Source organism: Halomonas sp. DP8Y7-1 (genome assembly GCF_019801685.1).
Lineage (GTDB): Bacteria > Pseudomonadota > Gammaproteobacteria > Pseudomonadales > Halomonadaceae > Halomonas > Halomonas litopenaei_A.
The window spans coordinates 1-25115 of sequence record NZ_JAHVIN010000015.1 but is presented as its reverse complement, the minus strand read 5'-3'; the positions used below and the strand labels follow the sequence as shown (position 1 = coordinate 25115).

At 62.6% G+C, this 25115-nt stretch carries 17 protein-coding genes; 3 read left to right on the top strand and 14 right to left on the bottom strand.

Translation table 11 applies throughout. The features are described 5' to 3' along the window. Window positions 1–426 precede the first annotated feature (426 nt). The 3 genes from KUV41_RS19250 to KUV41_RS19240 all read right to left on the bottom strand — a co-directional run bounded on the left by KUV41_RS19250 (window position 427) and on the right by KUV41_RS19240 (window position 3973). On the bottom strand, window positions 427–1167 hold the full coding sequence (locus KUV41_RS19250; protein WP_206944787.1) for an anti-sigma factor domain-containing protein: 741 nt from the start codon (window positions 1165–1167) through the stop codon (window positions 427–429). After that, window positions 1164–1760 carry a sigma-70 family RNA polymerase sigma factor gene (locus tag KUV41_RS19245; RefSeq protein WP_222487029.1) on the bottom strand — a complete coding sequence of 199 codons (597 nt, stop codon included), beginning with the start codon at window positions 1758–1760 and terminating at the stop codon, window positions 1164–1166. Before KUV41_RS19245 ends, KUV41_RS19250 begins: the two co-directional genes overlap by 4 nt. Window positions 1761–1843: 83 nt before the next feature. After that, entirely contained in the window at window positions 1844–3973 is a 2130-nt protein-coding gene (locus tag KUV41_RS19240; protein ID WP_222487028.1) for a putative bifunctional diguanylate cyclase/phosphodiesterase, read from the bottom strand. Between the two features lie 279 nt (window positions 3974–4252). Between KUV41_RS19240 and KUV41_RS19235 the strand changes: the two genes are divergently transcribed. Further along, complete coding sequence (locus tag KUV41_RS19235; protein ID WP_222487027.1) at window positions 4253–5524, top strand: NAD(P)/FAD-dependent oxidoreductase; 1272 nt, start codon at window positions 4253–4255, stop codon at window positions 5522–5524. 12 nt (window positions 5525–5536) lie between these two features. Here KUV41_RS19235 and KUV41_RS19230 read toward each other — a convergent pair whose 3' ends face one another. The 5 genes from KUV41_RS19230 to mgrA form a co-directional block, all read right to left on the bottom strand. Next, window positions 5537–6265 carry a DUF1826 domain-containing protein gene (locus tag KUV41_RS19230; RefSeq protein ID WP_222487026.1) on the bottom strand — a complete coding sequence of 243 codons (729 nt, stop codon included), beginning with the start codon at window positions 6263–6265 and terminating at the stop codon, window positions 5537–5539. A gap of 191 nt (window positions 6266–6456) precedes the next feature. Further along, window positions 6457–7602 carry a DUF1501 domain-containing protein gene (locus tag KUV41_RS19225; protein WP_222487025.1) on the bottom strand — a complete coding sequence of 382 codons (1146 nt, stop codon included), beginning with the start codon at window positions 7600–7602 and terminating at the stop codon, window positions 6457–6459. A gap of 96 nt (window positions 7603–7698) precedes the next feature. After that, window positions 7699–9117, bottom strand: coding sequence for a DUF1800 family protein (locus tag KUV41_RS19220; RefSeq protein WP_222487024.1), 1419 nt, complete (start codon window positions 9115–9117; stop codon window positions 7699–7701). A gap of 216 nt (window positions 9118–9333) precedes the next feature. Continuing rightward, on the bottom strand, window positions 9334–9633 hold the full coding sequence (locus tag KUV41_RS19215; protein ID WP_222164292.1) for a hypothetical protein: 300 nt from the start codon (window positions 9631–9633) through the stop codon (window positions 9334–9336). 229 nt (window positions 9634–9862) lie between these two features. Beyond that, window positions 9863–10891, bottom strand: a complete 1029-nt coding sequence (gene mgrA, locus KUV41_RS19210) for an L-glyceraldehyde 3-phosphate reductase (protein WP_222487023.1) — start codon at window positions 10889–10891, stop codon at window positions 9863–9865. 297 nt (window positions 10892–11188) lie between these two features. Here mgrA and KUV41_RS19205 point away from each other — a divergent pair, with 297 nt between their 5' ends. Then, window positions 11189–12070, top strand: coding sequence for a LysR family transcriptional regulator (locus KUV41_RS19205; RefSeq protein WP_222487022.1), 882 nt, complete (start codon window positions 11189–11191; stop codon window positions 12068–12070). Between the two features lie 108 nt (window positions 12071–12178). On the opposite strand, the gene KUV41_RS19200 is transcribed toward KUV41_RS19205, so the two are convergent. From KUV41_RS19200 to KUV41_RS19175, 6 genes are all read right to left on the bottom strand, one after another. Further along, entirely contained in the window at window positions 12179–14977 is a 2799-nt protein-coding gene (locus tag KUV41_RS19200; RefSeq protein ID WP_261396122.1) for an SEL1-like repeat protein, read from the bottom strand. A 29-nt stretch (window positions 14978–15006) separates the two neighbouring features. Continuing rightward, a complete protein-coding gene (locus KUV41_RS19195; protein ID WP_222487021.1) occupies window positions 15007–16281 on the bottom strand; it encodes an alginate lyase family protein in 1275 nt (424 codons plus the stop codon). A 38-nt stretch (window positions 16282–16319) separates the two neighbouring features. Next, window positions 16320–17171, bottom strand: a complete 852-nt coding sequence (locus KUV41_RS19190; protein ID WP_206944776.1) for a polysaccharide lyase — start codon at window positions 17169–17171, stop codon at window positions 16320–16322. Between the two features lie 73 nt (window positions 17172–17244). Then, window positions 17245–18810, bottom strand: a complete 1566-nt coding sequence (locus tag KUV41_RS19185; RefSeq protein WP_222487020.1) for a PilZ domain-containing protein — start codon at window positions 18808–18810, stop codon at window positions 17245–17247. 105 nt (window positions 18811–18915) lie between these two features. Next, window positions 18916–20505, bottom strand: a complete 1590-nt coding sequence (locus KUV41_RS19180; protein WP_261396121.1) for a glycosyltransferase — start codon at window positions 20503–20505, stop codon at window positions 18916–18918. 10 nt (window positions 20506–20515) lie between these two features. After that, window positions 20516–21862 (bottom strand): UDP-glucose dehydrogenase family protein, encoded by a 1347-nt coding sequence (locus KUV41_RS19175; protein WP_222487019.1) that lies wholly within the window; start codon window positions 21860–21862, stop codon window positions 20516–20518. A 968-nt stretch (window positions 21863–22830) separates the two neighbouring features. On the opposite strand from KUV41_RS19175, the gene KUV41_RS19170 reads away from it, so the two are divergent. Beyond that, the coding region (locus KUV41_RS19170; RefSeq protein WP_222487018.1) for a retention module-containing protein at window positions 22831–25115 on the top strand (2285 nt) is incomplete at its 3' end.

Below are 25115 nucleotides of genomic sequence, written 5' to 3'. Positions count from 1 at the left end.
GCCGCCGGGAGGGCGGCCAAGCAGGGAAGTGGTGAGGCGAACAGGTGGCAGGCATGCAACGCTCACCCTCGCGGAAGACGCCCTCGCGCCGCTATGGTCGCGCCACTATGATCGCGCCCTATGGCGTGGGGCACTGCAGCGGGGGCACGCTGGTATGCCGTTGGCTGCTCGCTCGCCAGCAACAGATACGTGTCATGAAAGGCAAAGGTTTCATGAACGACAAAGGTTTCAGTCAGAAACGGGGAAAACCGCGCACTGTTGAAGTTCGCTTAAGGCGCTGCTGTCCCGGCGATTGACGTTGGGAGAACGCTGAAGGAGGCACTTCGCAGGACCCCTTGGGAATAGATCAGAGGAATCCACGGGGCCTGAGCTGGTGCTGACAAAGCCGATGCGGCAGAGAGGAAGCGTTCCTCTCTGCGGCCATGGCTAGAGACGCTGGTTGCCGGGGGCCTGGGTGGGATACAGATACCCGTGAATGGCGGGGCCCGTGGGCTGGCCGGTGGGTGAGCCTCCCGAGGGCTCGACACTGATGCCAAAGGTGGCCCGTTTCAGCAGCTCGGGCGAGTACTGCTGCAGAGCGCTCTGGTCGATGCTCAGGTCGTCGTCCAGGACCCCCACCGACTGTGGCGTCGGCCCCAGGGAGGCTTCCTTGATCCATAGCTGGTAAGAGCGGTCTTCCATCGGCTTGGCGGTAACGGGCATGACGTGCAGGCGGCGCTGTTCAAGGTTGACGCTCAACATGAAGGCGGGTTGCTGGTCGTCCTGCTGGAACACCGCGACAAACTGGGACTGGTCGGGAGATGACGTCGGTGCACCCACCAGCAAGGCTGCCAGTATCAACGCTGCGGCAGAAGAGACCCCAGCCATCCCTCGCCAGAGGGTTAAACGACGGCGCAGCCGGGTAACCCGATCATCGCTATGCTGCAACGCGGCCCGAGCTTCGACAGCGTCGATACGTCGCTCGATACGCGCCAGCAGGTGGGGGCCAGGAGCAATGGACTTGACCTCATCGCCCAGGGGCGCGAGCCGTGCCTCCCAGGCCTGGATCAGCTGCTCAAGCTCGCCATCTTGCTGGCGTTGCCGGTGGACCTGCTGGCGCTCGGAATCGTCGAGTGTGCCGAGTACAAACTCGGCGGCAAGGAGGTCCTTGTCAGTAAGATCGCTCATGTCGACAAGCATCCTTTCAATTGCTTGAGAGCGCGATGCAACCAAGTCTTGACGGTGTTGACGGGTTGCCCGAAATGGGTGGCCAGGTCGGCCCTCGACCAGCCGTCCAGGTAGGCCAGCCGGACCATCTGGCTGCGTGTCTCCTCCAGTTCCTCCAGGCACTGCGACAGGCGGTCGGAGGACTCATCCTGGTCTCGCTGCTCGAAGGCCGAGGCCTGGGTAGCTGCGGCGTGCTCCAGGTGACTGTCGTCCTCACTCTGGTGGCGGGGTGCTCTGCGCAGGTCATCGATGGCCGCATTGCGGGCGATGGTCGCCATCCAGCCGATGACGGAGCCGCGCTGTCGATCGAAGCGATCTGCCTTTTGCCAAATGGTCACGTAAACGTCCTGAATGACATCGTCTGCCCACGTTGAGTCCTTGAGGATACGCAGCACGGTGCCGAAAAGTTTCGCCGAGGTTGCCTGGTACAGTTCGGCAAATGCCTCTCGGTCACCCTTTTCCACTCGAGCCAACAGCATCACCAGCCTGTCTTGAGGAGACTGCGCATCACTCGGCGCGGACGTGTCAGTTTCCAGGCGTTGGACATGCGTCATTCATGGGATCTCTGTGACGGGGGCGTGTTGGGCAGCGTGACGCGGCCGGCCGGTTCGGGTCAAGTGGCGCAGGACAGGGCGATTCAGGCCGGTAGCTGGTCTGGCGGGATGCCGTGAGCGCGTAGCGGCTGATCGGCCAGCACCTGCGTGGCACGTTCCTGCAGAAGGCGCCTTAATTCGGCTGCAGGGACGGGCTTGCTGAACAGGTATCCCTGGTACTCATGCCCTTGAAGCTTGCTGATAAACGCCAGCTGCTCCGAGTTCTCGATCCCCTCGGCGATGATATGCAGCCCAAGGCTTCGGGCCAGTGAGATGACGGCCCGGACGATCGCCGCGTCCTGGCTGTTGTTGGCGATGTCTTCCATGAAGCTGCGATCGATCTTCAGGCGATCGACGGGCAGGTTCTTCAACTGGGTAAGGTTCGAGTATCCGGTACCGAAATCGTCAATGGACATCAGAACCCCGAGCTCCCGCAGGGTGCCCAGGACTTCCATAGCGCGATCCGGGTTCTGCACCAGGCAGGTCTCGGTCAACTCGAGTTCCAGCAGGTTAGGCGGAAGGCCGGTATCGGTGAGCACGGTCTTGATGGTGTCGACGAAACCTCGGTGGTTCAGCTGAATTGCCGAGATATTGACGGCTACCGGCAGGGCCTGGCCGGTTTCCTCCATCCACTGACAGGAGAAGCGACAGGCCGTGCGCAGGACCCATTCACCCAGTGGCAGTATCAGCCCGCAGTCTTCCGCCAGAGGAATCGCTTCATCGGGGGCAATCTGGCCGAGCTCCTCATCGTGCCAGCGCAAGAGGGCTTCTACTCCCGCCACCTGGCCGCTGTGCACATTGATCTTGGGTTGGTAGGCCAGGGTCAGACCGTCGTTGTCGAGGGCATGGCGTAGGCGCTGTTCGAGGATGCTGCGGCGGTCCGCCGCGTGGGTCATGTCGGGTGCAAAGAACTGGTAGGTGTTGCGGCCGTTCTGCTTGGCGCTGTACATGGCGGCGTCAGCATGCACCATCAAGTCGTGGCGGGACCTGCCGTTTTCCGGATGCAGGCTGATCCCCAGGCTGGTGGAAACCTTCACCATGCTCTTGTGAATCTGGAAGGGCTTGTCCAGCGCGCTGAGAATTCGGCGCGCCATGGCCTCTGCATCGCCATGTGTGATGTTGGGGCCCGCTACGATCATGAACTCGTCGCCACCGACCCGGGCGACCAGGTCGCCATCGCGCACCGCTGATTTCAACCGGGCGGCGGCGCCCTTGATCAGTTCGTCACCAGCATGGTGTCCCAGCGAATCGTTGACCTGCTTGAAGCGATCCAGATCGACGAAAAACACCGCGAAGCTCGCAGACTCGGTGGCAATCATCGCGTCCAGGTGCTCTTCGAGCTTGAGCCGGTTGGGAAGCTGCGTCAGCGCGTCCTGGTGGACCAGATCCTTCAACTCTTGATTGGCGCGTTGCAGCGAGTCGGCCAGCAGCGCATTGCGTGACGACAGGTGGGCGTCGTAGATAGAAATGAGCAGCGCCGTCACCATGATGAAGATCGACGCCAATGCCACAAGGAAGGCGAGCTGACCGTTACCCAGGCCGCCGGCATCGACGGCCATGGGCACGCGCTGATAGCTGGTAGCCGCCATGCCGGTGTAGTGCATGCCAGCGATGCCGACGGCCATGATCAGCGCAGCAAGACCCCGCTGCCATAGCGGAGATCGTATGCCTTCACGATTCAGTCGAAAGGCCAGGGTGAGGGCGAGGGCTGAGGCGACAACGGCAACGGCGACCGAGGCCAGAAACAGATCGATGCGATAGCGCAGCTCGGTGATCGACAGCATGGCTTCCATGCCGATGTAGTGCATCAGGCACACGCCAGTGCCCATGATGATGGCACCGGATGTCAGCCTGGGCCAGGTGAGCCGGCCTCCCTGCACGGTCGCCAGGGCCAGCGCCGAGGCGAGCAGGGCGGCCAGCAGTGAGACAAGGGTCAGCGGGATGTTGTAGGCGGAACGGGAAGCCGTATCCATGGCCAGCATGCCGACAAAGTGCATCGACCAGATGCCGGTGCCCATGGCAAAGGCGCCCCCGGCCAGCCAAAGCTGCCGAGCCAGTCCGCGACTGGACTTGACCCGGCCTGCCAGGTCCAGCGCGGTCAATGAGGCAATGGCGGCGATAGCGAGACTCAACACGACGAGCGCGGGATGATAGGACGCAACGGTATGGTCCATGCAGGAGAGGTCCTCAAGGAGTGATAGCGGTGTTGGCCGTAAAGGCACCTACCATACCTTTAGAACAAACTCCGCGCTGGTTTAACTTAACGTTACGTCATATGTTTCTTATTTTTCTTAGGTATGTCAGTGGTATAGCGGCAATGCTCTAACTGCCTTTGTACATGTCGGATGCCGTGGCGACCGACGTATCAGGGCGCAAGCATCAGTGAGCGATGTTAGGGTAGGCCTGATCCAAGGCCTGCCGGATCGTCCGGGAGGCCATCGACAGGAGGTCCCATGAACACTCGCAGTGAAGGCATCGTGATTGTTGGTGGTGGAGCCGGCGGCCTGGAACTGGCCATTCGTTTGGCCAAGGCCGGGCACAAGGACGTGTTGCTGATGGATCGCGCTGCGACCCATGTGTGGAAGCCCCGTCTGCACGAGCTGGCGGCGGGTTTCACCCGGGCAAGCGTTGATGAGCTGGATTACGCTGGTTTGGCGCAGCAGTGGGGATTTCGTTTCGAACAGGGCGAATTGGTTGACGTGGACGCTGGCCACAAGCGTCTTACCCTGGCGCCATGGAAGGACGACAACGGGCGTGTACTGGTCGCCGAGCGACAGCTGTCGTTTGACACACTGGTGCTGGCGCTGGGGGGCGTGACCCCGGACATGGGGGTCGACGGCGTTCTCGACAATGCCTTCCTGCTCGATAGCGAGCGAGACGCAGAACGACTGTATCGCCATTTCTCGGCCGGTCTGCTGGCGCGTCGCTCCCAAGGGTGCAGTGATCTCTATCATGTCGCCATCGTGGGCACCGGGGCGACCGGCGTTGAACTGGCTGGCCTGCTGGCCACCGAGGCCAGGGCATCCAGCATGGCGCCCAAGGAGATCCAGCCCGAGGTCAAGGTCACCTTGCTGGAGGCAACCGACACCTTTATGCCTGGCATGGACGACGAAGTACGGCACGTCGTGCAGGCTCGTCTGCAGGAGGCCGGGGTCGACATTCACACCGCGCAGCAGGTCAACGCGGTCAGCGCCCAGCGTGTCACCACTGAGGGTGGTCAGTCCTTCCCCGCCGACATGACCATCTGGGCGGCCGGACGGGTTGGCCCATCGCTGGCGAGTCGAATGAAGGGGCTTGCGGTCAATGACAAGCGCCAGTGGATCGTCAGGCCGAGCCTCCAGGCCATGGACAATGACGCGGTGTTTGCACTGGGGGATTGCTCCTGGATCGAGGAAAGCCCGGTGCCTCCTACTGCTCAGGCCGCCAGCGAGCAGGCCGAACACCTGGCCCGAGAACTGCCGCGTTTTCTGGCAGGAGATGACCCGGCCCCCTTCCGCTACGAGGACAAGGGGACGCTGCTGTCCTTGGGCGAGGCGGGCAGCGTGGGCACCCTGCGCGGCGTGTTTGCTGATGACATCACGCTGCGCGGGCGCCTGGCCCGAGCCGCGTATCAGGGCCTGCAGCGACAGCATCAGTTCCTCTTGCTGGGCCCCTGGAAGGGCGCTGCCGAAGCGGTGAGCGATGCCTTCGGTCGCTCAGTGGGCCCCCGTCTCAAGGTCCACTGAGCCCAAGCCGGCTCAGGCCGGATCAATCGTCAGCAGTAGGCGTCGACCGCCCGACGCCACGGCGGGGCTGCGATGGACCAGGCCCCGCCCTTCATTGCCGGCCCAGCCATCTCCCTTCAACAGCGCCAGATCCCCTGGTGCCAGCGCCCGAATCGCGCTGGGATCGCGCAGTACGTCGGGCTTGTCCGGGGTCGGAGCGCCCAGTCCCTGACGATTGACGGCAAACTCCGGAAGCCATTCGCTGCCTGCGCCGACATAGGTCGTGACCATGCGCACCGGCAGCTTGTCACAATGGAAGCGCGGGCACATCGCGGCATTCATCAGGCGCAGTCTGACCCCCAGGCTGTCAGTGTCGAACAGCATTCCCATGGCCTCCGTCAGCAGCAGGACGTCGTCGATCAGTGCTGTTGCTTGCTCAGCCGCAGGCAAGCTGCGCAGCAGGGCCTGCTTCATGTCCGTATTGGCGGGACCCAGCCATTGAAAGCTCCACAGTCGCTCGCTGTGGCATTGGGCCTGAGCGCTGCTTGCCAGAACGGCAGGCAGGGCCCGTTGGAGCACGGAGATGGTGATAGTGTCTTCATAAATTCGGGGCAACACGCTGGCCTCGATACCCATCGCCCAATGTGGCACGTTGCTGTGAGCCTGCAGGGGCGCTGCGGCGGCCTGGGAAGAGTCGACCAGCGCGCTGCTTGCGCCAAGAGAGAGGGAGGGCGCGACGGGGCGCGGCTGAGAAAGCGACATAGAAGGAAGGCTCCTGGGAGGTTTTTATATGTTATATCGTAACAATATGGCCGATGAAAGCCCCCCTTACCTCCATGCATTGGCATGCATTGGCGCAGCCGACAGGACCTCGTCTCTGATATAAGCACCAAGCGATGACGTGGTCCCTGAGTGAGGAATCCTGAGCGAGTATTGGGGGAGAGACGACGGTATCAGGTGGCTCTGATCAGCCCTTCAAAAGGGGCGATGGTCGTGCTGTCCGGGAAGACGGTGGTATCCAGTGCGGCACGCTCCAGCCCCAGATGATCTCGCAGCACTCCCTTCAGCACGCTGCGAATATCCTGAGCGGCGACAAGGTCTCTATTGTCGCGAAGGCGAGCGAGACCCGGCCAGTCGCCGTGGACCTTGCCCCCTCGGATGGCGCCGCCAGCCAGCAGCACGCAGCTGGCGGTGCCGTGGTCGGTGCCACCGCTGCCGTTGACGCGAACGGTGCGACCGAACTCGGTCATTACCACCACCGCCGTATGCCGCCAGCTAGCGCCGAGCTGCCGATGCAGCGCTGACAGGCCGTGATCCAGGTCGGCAAGTTTGCGCGCCAGTACGGCGTTCTGGCGCGCATGCGTATCCCAGCCCTGGTCATCGATCAGCGCCACACTGGCTCCCTCGGCAGGTGCCAGAAAGCGTCCCGCCGCCGGCATTATGTCCTCCAGGCGGGTACCGCCCACCACGTCATCTGAAACGATGCGCTGCATCTCCAGGGCTCTGGCGAAGGCCGGACCCAGCCGCTCGTCGTGTCGATAGAGCGCGCTCATTCTGGCGGCCAGCACTCGGGTAGCGTCCGAGGTGGGGGAGGGGACCCAGCTGGTGATGGGGGCGGGCCCTCGAATCATCAAAGGGCGGTCATCCGTGAGGCTGATGCCTTGGGTGTGAGCCTGTTCGCCAATGGCTCGATTGAGCCAGCCGGTGCGACTGCCACCCGGATGGTCGGTGCCGTTCTCCAGGCACTCCTGGGCACTGAAGTGTGAGCGTCCCCGATAGGCCTGGCCACAGGCGTGTATGGCGGCCATGTCCCCGGCCAGGAAGCGTTGATGACAGAATGACAGCGCCGGATGCAGCGCAAAGGTGTCATTCAGCATAGGGGCTGATGGGTGCAGTGCCGCCGCAAGGTCTCCGCGCAAGCTGGCGTATGCCGGATCACCGGGGCAAGGAAGTGCCGTCAGACCATCGAGGGCACCACGCAGCAATACCACCACCAGCCGAGGACGCGCCTGGTGTGTGTCGGCCCTGGCGAGGGGCGGCCATAGCCACATACTGCACCCCAGCGCCAGGCGTCCGAGAAAATCACGTCGATTCAGCATGGCAGCCTCCGTAGCGAATCCCCAGGGTTCAGGATCGAGAGTGTCGGGAATGAGAAGGTCGAACATGAGAAGGTCGAAAAGGAGGATGTCGGGCGACTAGCGCCACTGGAATTCCGGGCTTGCCAGCACCATGGCTCGGCCCATCCCAGGGGGCAGCTGGCTGATCGCGACGGCAGTCTCATCGCGTAACCTGGGTCCCAGGCAGTGCTCCGCCAGAGCCAGCGGTTCCACCGTACTGTCACGTCCATGGCGGCGTGCCAGTGCAACACGTCGATACAGCGCATCCGCGCCGATCCAGTCACGGCTGTCGTCACTCCACCCGGCGGGAGAGCCAGGCCAGAAGGGGCGCTGGCCGAGTAGACGCAGCTCCTGTTCCCACTGGTTGCCGGTCGCAGGTGGGGTCTTGTCCAAGGCGCGATAAAGGGCCACCAGGAACTCCTCAGGCCGGCGAAATTTGTATGCCCCGGGCTGCCAGGCAAGAGGATGACGGAAGAGGGTACGGTAGAGTTCGGCAAGGTCGCCGTCATGGTCGCGAAAGCTCCTGACCAAGGCGCTGACGAGCTCTGCCGGAGGATGTTCTGCCACGAAATGGCGGGCAAGCTTGCGCGCGATGAAGGTAGCTGTCGATTCATGCTGTGCCAGCAGGCGCAGCATGGCTTGACCCTGACCGGCGCCATCTGCAGAGAAACGTTGCCCCAGCAGGGTTCGTGGACCTGGTTCATGGGCCGCTTCGTGAAAGACGCTGCCATGGGAGCCCAGATCAGGTAGGGTCGCGGCCGGCGGCATCTCCAGCGGGGTGCGCCAGCCGGTAAGCGCCTGGGCCAGGGCGACGACATCTGCTTGGTCGTATGGCCCGTCGACGCTCAGGGTGTGAAGCTCGAGGATTTCCCGGGCCAGGTTTTCATTGAGCCCCAGAGATCGGGGGGAGGCCCGTCGGCGAGCGGCGCGAGCAACGGCCGAGGAAGGGCCGACAGAGTCAGCGTTTTCCAGGTACAGCAGCATGGTCGGATGCTGCTCCACTGCCAGCAGCAGGTCGCTGAATCGGGAGGTGATGTTGGGGCGGATGGCCTCGCGCTCGTAGGCACCGGGTAGCATCACGACCTTGCCGCGATCGGCGGAAACACAGAAGTGGTTGCTCCAGAACATCACCCAGCGTTCCAGCACCGGGGCACCCGTCAGGCACTGCTGTCGTGCCCGAGCTTGTCGTTCCGCCTGCATATCGCGACCAAAGCGCTGGGACAGGCGCGGTAGCGAGGTCCCGCCAGCTGCCGTTTGGCGGGCCATGCGTCGCCGTGCTTCGGCATGGTCGCGCTGAAACTGGGCGAAGCGCTCCAGATAGTCGAGTGTGGAGGGCAGTGGTGCCCCTTCGGGGCCTAGCAGGGCCTCTTGGGGCGCTTCCAGCTGGGCCAGCACCCAGCCTTGGGGATCGTGAGCAATCTGCTCGAGCTCTCCTGGCCGGGGACCCAGGCCGAACCGGCTGGCAGCGATTTCCGCCAATACCAGGGCATCAGACACCACAGCGACTCCTGAAGACGAAAGCCATGCTGGCTTTGGCCGGGGAGGAGGCGCCAGGTTCCCTTATTCCTTGAGTGGCGGCTGATTCGGCAAGGTATCGAGGTTTTCGCGTGCGACGGGGTGGAGAGAAGGGCGAGAGAAGGGCGAGAGAAGGGCGAGAGAAGGGCGAGAGAGCCGGCGAGAAACGTTGATGAACGCTTCACTGATAGTCGCTTGCTACGGGGTATGCAGGGCCAGGCTCAGCAGCACCCGTTGGCCTTTCTCGATCCGCGACACGCTGTGCTGGTAAAGGTCAGGCCGGAACAGGATGACCCGGTCGAACAGATTGAAGATCACTCGCTCCGTCTCGAACACGCCTCCTGCCTTGGGCGCCTTGAGAATCATGTTCAGCTTGAAGTATCGGCCGCCGCCCATGGGATCATTATGGCGATAGACGCTATGTCCCTCCGGGTAGGTGACCAGATTGGCGGTCAGTCGCCCCCAGTCCAGCAGGGTGCGGTTGATGACGCGTGCCATGGTGATGCTCCTCATTGGCTGTCCAGCCGGTATTTAGGAGGCTATTCAAACTCATCTTGAGCAATCACTCAAATTCTTTTTGCAGCTGCCATGACCTCAGTTGACTGCAGGGTGGAGGCACAGAGCCGCAGAGCCGAGCAGCGCTACTCTGCACGCGGCCGAGCGTTACCATGGAATCGTGCTGACGCAGCAGTATCGGCACATGCGCCTCATGATGAGGCGCGTGCTTTCAGGCCTTGGATGACTGCGCCCAAAGATTGATGCCACCATCCACCGCGTAGCGGTCGATCTCTGCGAGCTCTGCGTCGCTGAATTCTGGGTTATCCAGTGCTCTGACGCAGTCGACGACCTGTTCCGACCGGCTGGCGCCAATCAGTGCGGTGGTAACGCGGCCCTGGCGCAGGACCCAGGCAATCGCCATTTGGGCCAAGGTCTGGCCCCGTTGCGCGGCGATATCGTTGAGCGCCCTTACCCGCCTCAGGTTGTCGTCCGACAGGTGGTCCTCGCGGATAGCGCCGCCCTTGGCCAGACGGCTGTCCTGGGGCACACCATCGAGATACTTGTTGGTCAACAGTCCCTGGGCGAGGGGCGAGAAGACGATCGAGCCGATGCCCTCCTCGTCGAGAACGTCGAGCAAGCCGTCATCTTCGATCCAGCGATTGATCATCGAGTAGCTGGGCTGATGAATGAGGCATGGCGTGCCCATGTCGCGCAGCAGTCTGGCGGCCTCGCGGGTGCGTTCTGGGCTGTAGGACGAAATGCCGGCATAGAGCGCCTTGCCGGAGCGCACGGCGTGGTCGAGCGCTCCCATGGTCTCTTCCAGCGGCGTCTCTGGGTCGAAGCGATGGGAATAGAAGATGTCGACGTAGTCGATGCCCATTCGCGCAAGGCTCTGGTCGAGGCTCGACAGCAGGTACTTGCGGCTACCCCATTCACCGTAGGGCCCAGGCCACATGTGGTAGCCCGCCTTGGTCGATATCACCAGCTCATCGCGATGGCCGGCAAAGTCCGAGTGCAGAATACGCCCAAACATCTGTTCGGCACTGCCGGGGGGCGGACCATAGTTGTTGGCCAGGTCGAAGTGGGTGATGCCGTGATCGAACGCCGTGCGGCAGATGTCGCGTGCATTGCGCTCGTCGGCGTTGTGACCGAAGTTGTGCCACAGGCCGAGCGACAGGGCAGGAAGTTTCAGACCACTTCGACCACAGCGCCGGTAGCGCATGCGTTCATAGCGGTCTGCTGCAGGATGGTAGGTCATGCTGATTTCCTCCGGGACAAGGGCGGGCATGAGGGGCCGAGGGGATAGCGCCAGGACCTGGAGCATGCCCAGGGTTCCAGGGTGATGACGCCTGCCGGGAAGCTACACCCTGGCCGACCTCACTCTGGCTGCCCACACTCTAGCTAGCGCTAGCGTTCGCTAGAAGTCAGTAGCGAGAAAACATTGTTCGTTCAGGTGAACAGTAAGGTCTGTCACCGATCATTCCGCAAGGGTAGAGTTTTATTGCAATCACGGCGTCATTCGTGGTGCGGACCGTCCTTTATTGACAGGAATCTGATGATGGCAAGTCCTGATCACAAGACATTGGAGCGGATGGCACTGTTCGCCGATGTCGCCCGCACGCTGAGTTTTACCCGTGCTGCCGAACAATCCGGTGTGTCGAAAAGCTATTTGTCCGAGCAGGTCCGGCGCCTGGAGCGTGACCTCAACGTCAGTCTCTTGATTCGTTCGACCAGGAGCGTGCGGCTCACTGAAGATGGTGAGCGCGTGCTGCGGCGCATGGACCAGGTGCAGGATAGCCTGATAGAGCTGGGAAGAGAGCTCGAGCACGCTGGCGGGCGCCTGTCAGGAGAGCTGCGCATTACGGCGCCGGTGCTGTTTGCCGAGCACTACCTGATGGACATCTGTAACGACTTTCAGCGCACCCATCCCGAACTACGCCTGCACCTGGACGTCAGCTATCGCAACCATGACCTGACACGAGAGCGCTTTGATCTGGCATTTCGCTCGACCCTGGTTCCACCGGAGCGCATGATCGCGCGTCCGCTGATGCGCTACCGCGCGGTTTGCTGCGCGGCACCTTCCTATCTGGCGCGCCATGGTCAGCCCCAATCCACGGCAGAATTGCGCGAGCATCGTTGCCTGACCTTCACCCAGCAACAGCTTTGGTCGTTCGATTCGGAGGACGTCACCCTGGAGGGATGCTTGAGCATCAATGATCATCGACTGCTGCGTCAGCAGGCGTTGGCAGGTCGGGGCATCGTGCGAGTGGCAGACTATCTGGTGGCCGACGATCTGGCTAGGGGGGAGCTGGTGGAGGTGTTGCCGACGTACGCTGAGCGCACGCGTACCATTCAGATGATCTACCCGCCCAGACTTCGCCAGTCGGCCAAGCTGCGTGCCTTTATCGAGGCCCTGAGTGAGCGTCTAGAGAGCTAGCCAGCGCCGCGCTCTCGCGACACTGGCGGGGATGGAGAGATAGAGGGGAGAGATAGGGGGGAGAGATGGCTGGGTCGGCCAGGGCGTGGGCCCCGGCCGGCCAGGACATTAGCTGTCTGCCTCCATGGCAGCGGGCATGGCGGCCAGGGTGGCTTCGTCAGACAGCAGGTCATGCAGGGTCTGGGAGGCCAGCTGCGAGTTGCCGTCCATCACTCCATCCAGCCATACCAGCGCTTGTTCCCGGTTGGCGTTTTCCAGGCCGTTGGCGGCAAGGTAGGCCTTGGCCAGGGCCAGCCGCGCGGTCTCGTGCCCTTGGCGAGCGGCTTGCAGCAGATAGTCGGCTCCCTGCCGAGTGTCACGCTCCAGGTTGTCACCGCGCAGATATTCGCGGCCAAGGTTGGCCTGGGCGCCGGCATGCCCCTGGTCGGCTGCGCTGGTCAAAAGCTGCTCTCCTCGCTGTACGTCCTGGGCCAGTTGCTGGTCGCCGCGAATCAGCGCCGTGCCCAGGGCGGAGCGGGCCGACAGGTTGCCGGCCTCGCTGGCCTGGCTGAGCCAGCGTTCGGCCTGCTCTCCATCGGCGGTGACACCCTGGCCATCCAGATAGGCCTCACCCAGAGTCTGGGCAGCGTACTGGTTGCCTGCTTCTGCGGCCTGTTGCAGCAGCTGACGGCCTCGCTCAGGGTCGGCGTCGACCCCATTACCGCTCAGCAGCAGCTCGCCAAGGTCTGCTCGCGCGCCGGCGTGGCCTCCCGCCACCGCCATCTTGAGCAATTCGGCGCCCTTGGCGGGATCCCTGCTGACCCCATCACCGTCCAGGTACATCCGGCCCAGGGCGGCGGCGGCGCCAGGGTGACCCTGACGAGCGGCCTGTTCCAGCCAGCGACTGGCCTCGGCGTTGTTCTGGCCAATGCCCTGACCGTCACGATAGGCGCGACCGAGATCCGCCATGGAGTTGACGTTTCCCTGGCGCGCAGAAGCGATCAGGGCCTGGATATCGCCGGCCTTGCCGCGATCCCGTTGGGTGCGCAGCAGGGCTTCAGCCGCGGAGGGATGGCCCGCTTGCTCGGCCCGTTCAAGCCAGTCTGTCGCCGCGGTCAGGTCGCGCTCGACACCGGTACCATCGCGATAGGCTCGGCCCAGCACCACCATGGCATAGGCGTCGCCCTGCTCGGCAGCTTGTGTCAGCAGACGACGACCCGCCTCGACTCTGGGGCTGACCTCCGGCTGCGCCGATGGGGTGGGAAGCCTGGTTGATGACGTGGTTGGTGACATGGTCGAGGACGCGGCTGGCGTCTGCGGCTGTGAGGGTACAGAGGCCTGCTGGAGGCCTTGACCACCGGCCAGGTCGCCAGTCAGGTAGGCTTCACCCAAGCGAGTGGCCGCGCTGGTGTCGCCCGCCTCGACGGCCTGGGACAGCAGGCGCTCTGCTTCATTGGGCTGGTAGGCCAGCGGGCCGTCCTGCTGCAGGTAGGCCTCACCCAGTACCCGCAAGGCGCCGGTCTGGCCCTGCTCGATGGCCTCGCGCAGCAGGCGTTCGGCGCGGGCCGGGTTGGCGGCTACACCACGGCCTTCGAGATACAGCTTTCCCAGCTGCTCGGTGGCGAAGGGGTGCCCCAGTTCATGGCCACGCTCTAGATAGCGAGCGGCCATGATCGGCTGTGACGGCACCCGCTCGTCAGACAGGTAGACCTGGCCGAGAACCGCGAGGGCCAGAGCGTCATCGCGGTTGGCCGCTTCCTCGAGCAGGCGAATGCCTCGCTGCGGCTCGGCCGGCAATGCATCCCCTTCCAGCAGGGCACGGCCCAGCGTGACACGCGCCGTCACGGAGTCTTCGGCGATGGCCTTTTCAAGCCATGAGCGGGCTTCCATGGGACGCGCTCTGAGCCCGTCTCCCTCGAGCAGCAGTTTGCCCAGGCGCTCCATGGCATCGACATCGCCCGTCTTGGCCGCCTCACTCAGCAGCTCAGCGCCCTGGTCAGCGCGGCCGCTTTCGAGCATCTCACGGCCGGCCTTGGCGACAGCGCCAGGATCACCCGCCTGGGCGGCCTGAGTCAGCCAATGCAGGCGCTGCTCATCGTTGCCGGCAAGCAGGCCATCCGCGGCGTACAGCTCGGCCAGCTCGGTCATGGCCTTGACGTCGCCGCCACCGGCTCGCTCGCGCAGGCCTTCGGCATAGCGCTGCGCATACTGGCGTGAGCGCTCGGGGTCGTTGTCCAGCCAGCCGCCTTCAGCGTAAGCCTGGGCCAAGGCCAGAGTGGCATCGGCATTGCCGGTGTCAGCCGCTTGACGGTAAAGCGCCAGGGCACGCTGAGGGTCGGCGGCAACACCGTCGGCACCGCGAGCCAGTAGCGATGCCATGACCACCCCCTCGTCACGGCCAATCTGCTCCTCCATGGCCTGTTCGAGCAGGTAGTAGGCGAGTACCGGGCGGTAGGGGGCACCTTCCTGCTCAAGGCTCAGCTTGGCCAGATTCAGCGATGCGTGGCCCAGTATGTAGGAAGGGGTGCGCACGGCGTCTTCATAGTAGGTGGCCGCCTTGGCGGGGTCTGCCTGGATGCCTTTACCCTGGTCCCAGATCTTGCCCAGTTCGTAGTACGCCTTGGGTATGTCCTGGGCCGCCACGGCCTTCAGTTCGAGGATCGCCTCGCGGGTCTGTCCCGCGGCGACCAGCTGCTCGGCTTTGTCGAGCGCGTTGTCATGCATCCATTCGGGATTGCGCGGCTGTTCGCCATCAAAGAAGTCCTGGTACTGCGCCGGCAACGGGTCGACCCCGGTCGACTGGAACTGCGAGCCCGGCGCGGCGCAGCCGCCCAGCCACAGGGCCATGGCGGCGGATGCGGTCAGCGGAAAGGCCTTCGACCAGCGCAGGCCTTGAGGAGTAAAGGAGCGAAAGTGGGGGAGCATCATGGGCAGGCCTCCTGGGGCTTTTTTATCGGTCACTGCGATACAGCGTCATCGGCAAGGCCTTCGAAGGCGGTCGTCTCGCGCCGGCTTTCGTCGATGACCAGGTGCTGTTGCGCCTGCGGTGACATGAAGTAGAGCGTCTGGTATCCGCCGGCGCTGCGGTTGTAGACCGGACGGACCTGAGTCAGAAATTCCTCGATGCGGGGATCATCGAAGTGGTTCTGGTAGATCTCCATCCAGGCAAAATACTGGTTGTCCTTGAGAAAACCGGTGTACTGCTCGCGAGGAGCAAGCTCTCCAAGAGCTTCCGGGTTATTGAAGATGGTCAGGGCGAAGTCCACCGCATCGTGGATGCTGTGGCCGTCTATCTCGAGATCGAAGATGTCGTAGCCCTGACGCGCGATGACCTGCATGTTGGTGATCAGGTAGAGCAGGGCATAGTTCTGGTAGTGAGTGGCGCGACGACCCCGGTCGATTTCCAGCGGGAAGGCGCCCTGATCAGTCATGTCGGACAGTGCCGAATAGATGGCGCTGACACCGAAGCGAAACAGTTCGTCATCCTCGGTCACCACCCCGATCACGCTGGCGTAGAGGGCTCGCCGGTAGAAGTGGTTGTTGCAGCAGCTGTTACCGGGCTGCCCGGGAATCTTGGCGTGCTTGTGCGCCAGCCGGTTCAGCCACTCTTCGATGCGTTGCTTGGCCTGGGTGTGGCCCTCGACCTCGGGCCGCACCACCGAGTAGGCCATGCCGGCGGCAAAGATCATCGACTCGGTGGCGAACCACGCCTGGGGCTCCATGGGATCGTAGTGGAAGTCGGTCAAGGCATCGTGCTGCGCCCATTGATCAAGGAACGACACCAGGCACTGTGCATAGTAGTCGTCGGCTGTGGCGACGAAGGAACCAGCCAGCATCGATACGCTGTCTTCAAAGTCGAACAGCGGCTGGGAGGCCAGCTCCCACTCCTTGGGGCTGGGGTAGTAGCCTGGAATACGCAGCCGGGTCGTGATCGGCTCCTGTGCCAGCAGCTGCTGGCAGCTCGGCCCGTTGGAGAGCTGGTCGATTTCCTGCAGCAAGATGGAGTTATCGGTGCTTGCCAGCATCTGCATGCGGCTGTCCACATCGAAGTAGGAAGCGTCAGGTCGCGTCACGCGGTAGTCGCTGAGGTCGAGTTCGGCTCGCTCTTCCAGGGTCATGGCCTGGGCCGCTGTCGATACGGCTGCCAGCGCAAGGCTGCCCGCCAGCACGGCAGGTAGCGCTGTCCAGGCCGAGGCGATGATGCGAGGCGATGATCCGCGCAAGTCAGGCATGCAGGGTCTCCTTGTTGACGGCCCGTGGGCCGTCACACTCATGAACGTGGTGCGTAGAAGTGAAAGTCGGCGAAGTCGACGTGCTGGTCCCGCGGCGTGCGCCAGTCCTTGCCATGTCCACCAAAGAAGGTGGAGAACATGAGGCCGTCGATGTGAACGCTGTCGCTGGTGCGATAGGTGATATCGGTCTGCTCGATCAGCGGCTGGCCATTGACCCAGACGCGAGCGACGCCATTGGCCTGGCCGGGATCATTGAGGATGATTTCCTGTTCCAGCGTGACCCACTGTCCGGATGGAAAGCTGAAGCGCCCACGGGCAATGGAGTCACCGTAGTCGTTGTCACCGCCCACCACGTATTCGTAGAGCTCGCCTTGACCGTTCTCGCGCCACATGTAGCGCATCGAAAAACCGTTTTCGCCGGTGACGTCATCGCCGCCACTGGGGGCTTCACCGCCGAACAGACCCGGCAGCTTGCCGCCCTTGACGAAGTCGAAACCCTGCTCGAAACGGACCCGATAGCTGAGGCAGGCGTGGTCGCTGCCTGACAGTTCGGCGGGCTCGGCGTAGAAGCCGGCACCACCGACGTCGGTGTCTCCCGGTGAGGACGTTCCTTGCGGATAATGCACGCGCAGGGCGGGCGTCTCGGCGTGTCCGGCGAGCAGTTCGACGTTTTCCTCGGTGCCCCAGGTTCGGGTGGTGTCAAAGCCCTCTCGAATCGCATCGTGAGCGCTCGACTCGCCAAGCATCGGCGCCGGAGACGCTACCAGCGGAAGGCGGGTGGAGCAGGCAGCAACATCGGGCCGTCCTGGCTCGTCAGCGGCCTGGACCAGCAGCGGTTGTGCGGCCAGTACGGCGAGGACAGAAGCGGTCAGGCGCGTCGTGTTGGTCATGGCGTGTTCTCCTTGATCACTGTCATGCAGCGCTCAGGGGAGGCGCTCCCCTGACGCGTCGATGGCGAGGGCATCAGCCTGCCTGGTTGGCCTCAGGGCTTTCCTCGGCGGAAGAAAACAGTCGACTGGCCTGCTGGTAGATGCCGCGGCCGCTCTGCCAGATCCACTCGGCGGTGGCGCCCAGCAGCGCCTGTTCGGTGAAGCGCACGTCCACCGGGGTGCCGACGCTTTCGACGGGCAACGGCTTTTCCGGTACCAGCAGCACGCTGGCGACGTTCTGCTGCTGGCGCACCCAGCTGGGGAAACCCGCGCGGGGCTGGCGCTCGATGTCGAGAGCCACACTGCGCACCCTGGCGCTGATCGTGCCTGAGGCATTGGGCAGTGACAGGTAGGCCAACTGATCCGGCTCGATGCGGTCGATGTCGTCCATATGGACCAGGGCTTCGACCATGACCTCGTCCTGACCGGTGCGCATCAAGGTCATGATCTTTTCGCTTTCATTGATATAGGTGCCGTCAGAACTGGACAGGGCCCAGGCGACCAGGCAGTCGCAGGGGCTGTAAATCTCGTTCTGGGACTGGCGTGCCTGCAGTGCGGTGACGCGGGACGCCTGGAAGTCCCTGGCCGTCTCGAACTGGTCGATCCGGGCCTCGGCAATGGCGGGTGACACCGTCTCGAAGCTGACGGCTTCGCCGTTGCCCGGCTCAGCGGAGTTGGCCAGGCTGACCTGACCGCCGTTGGCGCTATCCAGGCTTTCCTGCAGATTTTCGATCAGTTGGCTGTTATAGCGCTGAGCCGCCTCGGCCAGAATGAGGTCGGACTCCAGGTCTACGTCCTTGACCCGCGTGAGTGCTTCGTCGCGGGTGACGCGATCACCGGCTTCCAGCTCATGGGCCATCAAGATACCGGGGCTAGGGGCTCGGATATCGATGCGTGGAGCGGTGACCGCGGCAAAGCTGGGTTCAATCAGCATGAAGTTGCGGTAGGCCGTGGCCGCCGCCACGATGGCCAGAACCGCAAAGCCCATGAACAGCGCCACGTAACGACCCAAGGGCTTGGGGGGACGCGCCGCAGGTTGCGGTGCACTGCCCGCTCCACGTCGCTTGCGGGGAGTCTGGCTGTCTTCACCCTGCAACAGCTGTTCGACGTTCAGCGGTCGTCCTGCCAGGTGGGCTCGCACGACCTGGCGCAGCAGCTCCAGGTGGGAGGGGGAAATGTCGGTAATCTCGAAGCCAGCGTGATGCGTACCGGCGCGCCCCTCCTGTGCGAGGCTGTGGCGGCAGCTGGCGCCGACCGGCACCAGCAGTTCCCCGCTGGCGGTCTGGATGGCGATCTCGCCGCGAATGCGCGCATCCTTGCGCATGGCTTTCGGGCTTTCGATCGCGAACCCACCCTGTGACAGGTCGACGCCGCGAAAACGGTTGCCATCCTCGAAGCGCACTTCAAAGGTCGGCGTGACGCGGATATAGCGGCGTTCATCGCGTCGCTCGTGGGCGAGGCCTGGGCGGCTGTCACCGTTGCTGGTACTGGCGTCATGGCCAGCCTGCCCGAGGCTAGGCTCTGCCCGCTGTCGAGAGGGCGAAGAGGCAGGACGTGACGAAGGTGTCTCTTGATCGTGGTGGTCGAAGTAATCGCTCATGGCGGTATCTGAGATCCTGTGTCGAAGTTGGCCGTGTCGGGACGTATCTGGTCGTGCGTATCGATCGGGTATCGTGGGACGCTTGAATGGCGCTGCGTAGAGCCCCTAGGGAGGCGCAACAGTGGCGGGGCTAGCGGCGGCTCCTGACTGACCAAGAATGTCGAGGGATGTGGCGTCCGGGATCTTCAGCACACCGGTTGCCAGGGTCAGCACGAACAGCATCAGGCAGACGTGGAAGGCATGCAGCAGATGCCCCATCCGCCGCTGTCGACGAACCGCCTTGGGGCTGTCCGGTTCACCCGCAGAGATTCCCTGGCGCGACCACTTCTGCCGATTGAAGCGAAAGCTCACGTAGGTCTTGAGCAGGGCGCCGTAGACCTGGTTGTAGTAGATCAGCGGAATCCACAGCAGGCTGAAGCGACCGCGCTGCCAGGCAAGAATCAACGTCGAGATGCCCCTGGTGAACAGAATCCACAGGGCATAGGCGAAGATGAACGACGGGCGCACGAACAAGGACACCAGTATCGCCACCGTCGGCCCGATCAGGGTCGTCCACATGGAGAGACGCTGGTCGATCAGGCTCCACCAGGTGAATAGCCCCATTGGGCGCGGTCCCAAGGCGATGGCTCGGCCACTGGTGCGCAGCATGTTGCCGTACCAGCGGCGCATCAGATCGGTGGTAGAGGCGAAAAAGCGCGTGCGATCAGGTAGCTCCTCGAAGCCAGAGACGTAGACGTCCGGCAGGTAGAGCATCTTCCAGCCATTTTTCAGCAGCCAGTACCAGGTCGACTTGTCGTCGCCGGACAGGAACTTGAAGGTGCCGAAGCGCCAGTGATCCACGTGGTCGTTCTCGACCATGTCAATGAAGTCAGGGTGGGTAGCGAGGTCTGCACGAAAGGCACTGTAGCGCCCAGTGAGCACCAGCAGGCGCTCTGACACAGACATCGAACTCATCACCAGGTGGCGTTGCGCGTAGCGCAGGTCGTACCACTCCTTGGTGGCATCGTTGCCAGTGACGATCGCACTGTTGTTGGTCGTCAAAGCGCCAAGGTCATCACGCAGCGCAAAGAACGACAGCGAGCGCTCCAGGGTGCCGGGTTCCAGCAGAATGTCACCGTCCATGGACACCAATAGCGCGTCCGGTGCCGGTGCACGACGGGAGATCGCACGTAGCACCTCGGCCATGGCGGAGCGCTTGCCGTCGCCCTTCTGGAACATGTATCTGACTTCGATATGCCCGGGCCAGCCATGCTCCTGCAGGACGTGGGAGATGATGTCCACGTCGGTCTGGTCCGACACCGAGGCGAAGACCGTCGTCGGCACGCCGTAGCTGCGGGTTTCGCGAATCAGCGCATCGTAGACGCGATAGCAGACGTCCGGATCGATCCGAAACGAGGTGCACAGCACGTACAGCTCCGACGGCCTGCCGGCGTCACCCAAGGCATCGGCCTGTGCCCGCATCCGCGGGAAGATGCGGCGGTTGTACCACACCGAGCGCAGGGCCTGGACGAACCACCAGGAGTAGCGCCAGGCACCCACGGCACCGATGGCAAAGAAGAAGCTCTTCGACGCCGGAGAGAACACCTCTGATGGGAGTTCACTGACCAGCACGACGAGCAGAGCGAGCAGCAGAGCCAGGGTGGTCAACTCCGTGGCCTTGCTGGCCACGGAGGTGTGCTTGGGAAGTGATGACATGGTCGAGCCCTCACACCCTGGGTTGCTGGAGAGACGCTCCACGGCCCATGGCGTAGTACTTGAGCCCAGCTTGTTCCACATCCTCGGGGGAATAGAGGTTGCGGCCATCAATGACCAACGGGTGGTTAAGCGTGCGAGCGATCTTGTCGAAGTCCACCGTGCGGAAGGCTTTCCATTCGGTGCAGATGACCAGCGCGTCGGCGCCTTCGAGGGCAGCATCGCGCTGTTTTGACAGGCACAGGTCCGGGCGCTCACCGTAGATGCGATGACACTCGGCAGCGGCTTCGGGGTCGAAGGCCTGGACCCGTGCGCCGGCTTGCCACAGTTGCTCCATCAGCACGCGACTGGGGGCTTCGCGCATGTCGTCGGTGTTGGGCTTGAATGCCAGGCCCCAGATGGCGATGGTGCGTCCTTCCAGGTTCCCATGCAGCGCGAGTTCCAGCTTGTCGAACAGTCGCGTCTTCTGGTTGTTGTTGACGGTTTCCACCGCCTGAAGCATGCGCGCTGGTGCTCCCACTTCACTGGCCGTGCGCGCCAGTGCCTTGACGTCCTTGGGGAAGCAGGAGCCACCGTAGCCACATCCCGGGTAGATGAAGTGATAGCCGATGCGAGGATCACTGCCGATACCGTGCCTCACCTGTTCGACATCCGCTCCCAGATGCTCCGCCAGGTTGGCGATTTCATTGATGAAGCTGATTTTTGTCGCAAGCATGGCGTTCGCTGCGTACTTGGTCAGTTCGGCACTGCGGACTTCCATGAACATCAGCTTGTCGCGCTGGCGGCTATAGGGCGCATAGCATTCGCGCATCAGGCGGCGTACTCGATCGCTGTCGGTTCCCACCACGATACGAGCACCTCGCGAGAAGTCCTCGATGGCGGCCCCTTCCTTCAGAAATTCCGGGTTTGAGCAGACATCGAAATCGACATCCAGCTGACGACCTTCCAGTGCGTTGGCAACGGCTTGAGTGACCTTGTCGGCTGTACCCACCGGCACGGTGGACTTGTTGATCACCACTCGATAGTCATCCATGTACTGGCCAATGGTCTGCGCCACACCCAGCACATGGGTCAGGTCAGCGCTGCCATCTTCGTCAGGCGGAGTTCCGACCGCGATGAACTGAAGCAGACCATGCGCGACACCCTCTTGTGGGCTGTCGGAAAAGCGCAAGCGACCGTCATCCATGTTGTGGCGGATCAGCTCTTCCAATCCTGGTTCGTAGATAGGGACTTCGCCGCGCTTGAGTCGGGCGACCTTGACCTGGTCGACGTCCACACACATGACATCGTGTCCTACGTCAGCGAGGCAGGCGCCGGTGACGAGACCCACGTAACCAGAACCGTGAATGGTGATCTTCATGAACCCTCTCCTTGCGAACGTCTGTGGTAGTGGGGGCTGCCCTGGTGCACTCACGCTGTGGTGCTGTGGCGCGGGTCAAGCCTTGTACTGGGTGTTCTGGTGCGCAAAGTCTGGGCCATGTTTCAGTGATTTGTAGAAAAAACATATACCTATGGCGTTTCGTCTTTGGTGTGCCTAGCCGTTCGGGCTCAGTGAAAGACAAAAGTGTCTCCCTAAGGAGACGCATGTATGTGACCTTTGTATAAGTCCTTAAAAATCAACATCCTAGATGTTGCCCATTAGATACGCCTTGTGCTTTTTTGTTATAAATATCTGAAAGCAATAGGTTTTTTATAAATCAGGTAGGCGTGCCGAATTCACCCCGGCGCTGCGGACGGCGCGCTGGTGCTAAAGACGGTTTTTGACGACTTAGCAACGTCATGCCTGGGGGGAGGAGAAGACACAGTGGGAGCCGGCTGTCCGGCGTGCCTCCCAAAAGAGTGAGGCACGTCTTGGGCGTCGCCCTCTAGGAAGCAGGACCACAAAAGATCGCTGATTTAACGAGTTAGCAGAAAATGACTAGATAACTAGTGTTAGAAGGTGTGTCTCAGATAGATATGGTCACGGCAGTGAGTACCAGTATTTTAATCTTAGGTAATGTGAGTTCTATATGATTTTGATGTGTGAAAATGCATCTCTAATCTAAGATTGATGCTTATAAAATTGACCAAACTGAGCGTTCTGCAACGGAATGCTCTTTGTGCCTGTACTTGAGTCCAATGCCGAGACATAAGGTGCTTCGCTAATACTGCTTCCAAATTGTGCTGGATGTGCGGGTTGTTTGCAGACTGCAGATATGTGCAACAACGGAACGCACCGACAGCTATCTGGAGATAACTAGCGGGATGCGCTGAGTCTTGGTGGGGTCATTGTGGCCACGGTACCTGGGACGGCGAGGCACTCCGCGAGACAGGGGCAGGGACTCGATAATGAGCACAGCGACAGTGGTGGCGGTTCAAGGGCAAGCGTGGATTCAAAGCGAAGACGGGACGCTTCGAGAGCTTCGTCCTGGAGACCAGATCCAAGACGGCGAGAGACTGGTGACATCCCAGGGTGGTGAGGTGTCCATCGCTCCCGGCGGCACCGGTGCTCCTCAGGCGCTGACGGGGAGCGGGCAGGTAAGCCTTTGGCAATCCCCCCAGGGGGCCGTCGATGCGGTGCTGCACACCACTGAAGCCGGAGACGGTGCGGACGACGGTGCGCTGGAGTCACTCGGTGTTCCGCTTGCCGCAGGCAGTGCTGCCTTGATTGACGCCCCTGTACCCGACGGTACACAGGCGGCTTCCACGGGTGAGGGTGAGGAGCTTGCCGAACTCGCTGAGCTTGCCGATCAGGCCGATAACGTGTTGGGGGACGCAGAGCTCAATGACCTGCTCGCGGCGATCGATGCTGGAGATGGTGATCTTTTTGATAACCTCGAAGATCCGGCTGCCGGTGGCGCTGGTGGCGGTGATGATGAAGGTAGCAATTTTGTCCGTCTGCTGCGCATCGTGGAGCTGGTGGACCCGCTGGCGTTCCAGTTTGATCTTGGTGGACGTGACGAGCTCATCGACCGTGACTTCACCGGCGTCGATGCCGTCGATCCCGGTGACGATGACGAAGGTGTGACTCTGATCGGGCTCGATGGCCCTGGAGACGGCGGCACGCCGGGATCTGGTGGCCCCGGTAATCCGGGAGGTCCTGGCAGTCCCGGTAACCCGGGAGGACCTGGCGGTCCCGGGAATCCTGGAGGATCCGGCGATCTACCGGTGGGCGCGTCCAGCGCTGAACAGGTCCTCTACGAGGCCGATCTGAGTGGCGGCACCCGCGGAGATAGCACGCAGTTGATTCGCAGCGGTTCCTTTGGTTTTACCTCTCCAGATGGCTTGTCAACGCTGTCCGTCGGACCTGTCACGCTCACCTTTGCTCAGCTGAGCGCGCTGGGAACCTCGCCGGTCACTATCGTTACCAAGCACGGGCTTCTTACGTTGACCGGTTTTTCCGGTAGCGCAGCCGGTGGCACGGTCAGCTACACCTATCAGTTGACCAATAACGTGGATAACGATGCCGAAGCGGGTGCCACAGACGGTGGCTTCCTGGACAGCCTGGCGGTTCGCGCAGTGGACGTCGATGGCAGTAGTGCCGGTGGTTCGCTGGATATTCTGATCATCGATGATGCGCCTGTTGCGGTGGACGATGCCACTGTCGAAACGACAGACGATGCTGCGGTCACGCTCAACGTTGTCACCAATGCCACTGGTGCCGATACCCTCGGTGCCGATGGCGCCAGTCTCACTGCGGCCGAGCTAGTCGACGCCGATGCCGGCAGTCTGGTGTTCAATGCCGATGGCACCATTACCTATACCCCAGCCCCTGGGTTCGAGGGCACCGCTGAGATCCGTTACACCCTTACCGACAATGATGGCGACACCAGCCAGGCGACCTGGCGGGTGGTTGTCGAGGATGACGAGCCCGTTGTTCAGGTGATGCCGGATGCACCGAAAGCGTCCGGAAACAGCGAAGTCGACGAAGCCGGTCTGGACGACGGCGGCAGCCAGTCTGCCACCGACCTGGAGACCACCAGCGGCACCATCGCCATCGATACCGGCTCCGACAGCGTGGGCTCGGTGGTGATCAGCGGCGTGGACGTGACCAACGGCGGCACCGTGCAGGGCACCTACGGCGTGCTGACGGTCACCGTCAACAGCGGCGTCTACAGCTACACCTACACCCTGGACGACAACACCACCGACCATAGCAGCCAGGGCACCGGCAGCGACGGCATCCAGGACGTGTTCAGCCTGGTGGTGACCGACTCCGACGGCGACGTCAGCGATCCCGCGGCCTTGGCCGTCGACATCAAGGATGACGTGCCCGAGGCCACCGACGACGCGGCCGAGACCGACGAGAACGTGGCGATCACCGTCAACGTGCTGGACGGCAGTGCGGGCGGGGCCGACGTGGCCGGCGCCGATGGTCCGGTGACCCTGACCAACGCCGCGCTGCAGGACCCGAGCCAGGGCAGCGTGAGCTTCAATGGTGACGGCAGTGTGACCTTTACCCCGGCGACGGGTTTTGAAGGCGACGTGCTGATCGACTACACCATCACCGATGCGGATGGGGATACCGCTAACGCGACCCTGACCATCACCGTGGACGCTACCCCGGTGGTGGAGGTGAACCCCGAGTCGCCCAATGCGTCTGGCAATAACGAGGTGGACGAAGCCGGTCTTGA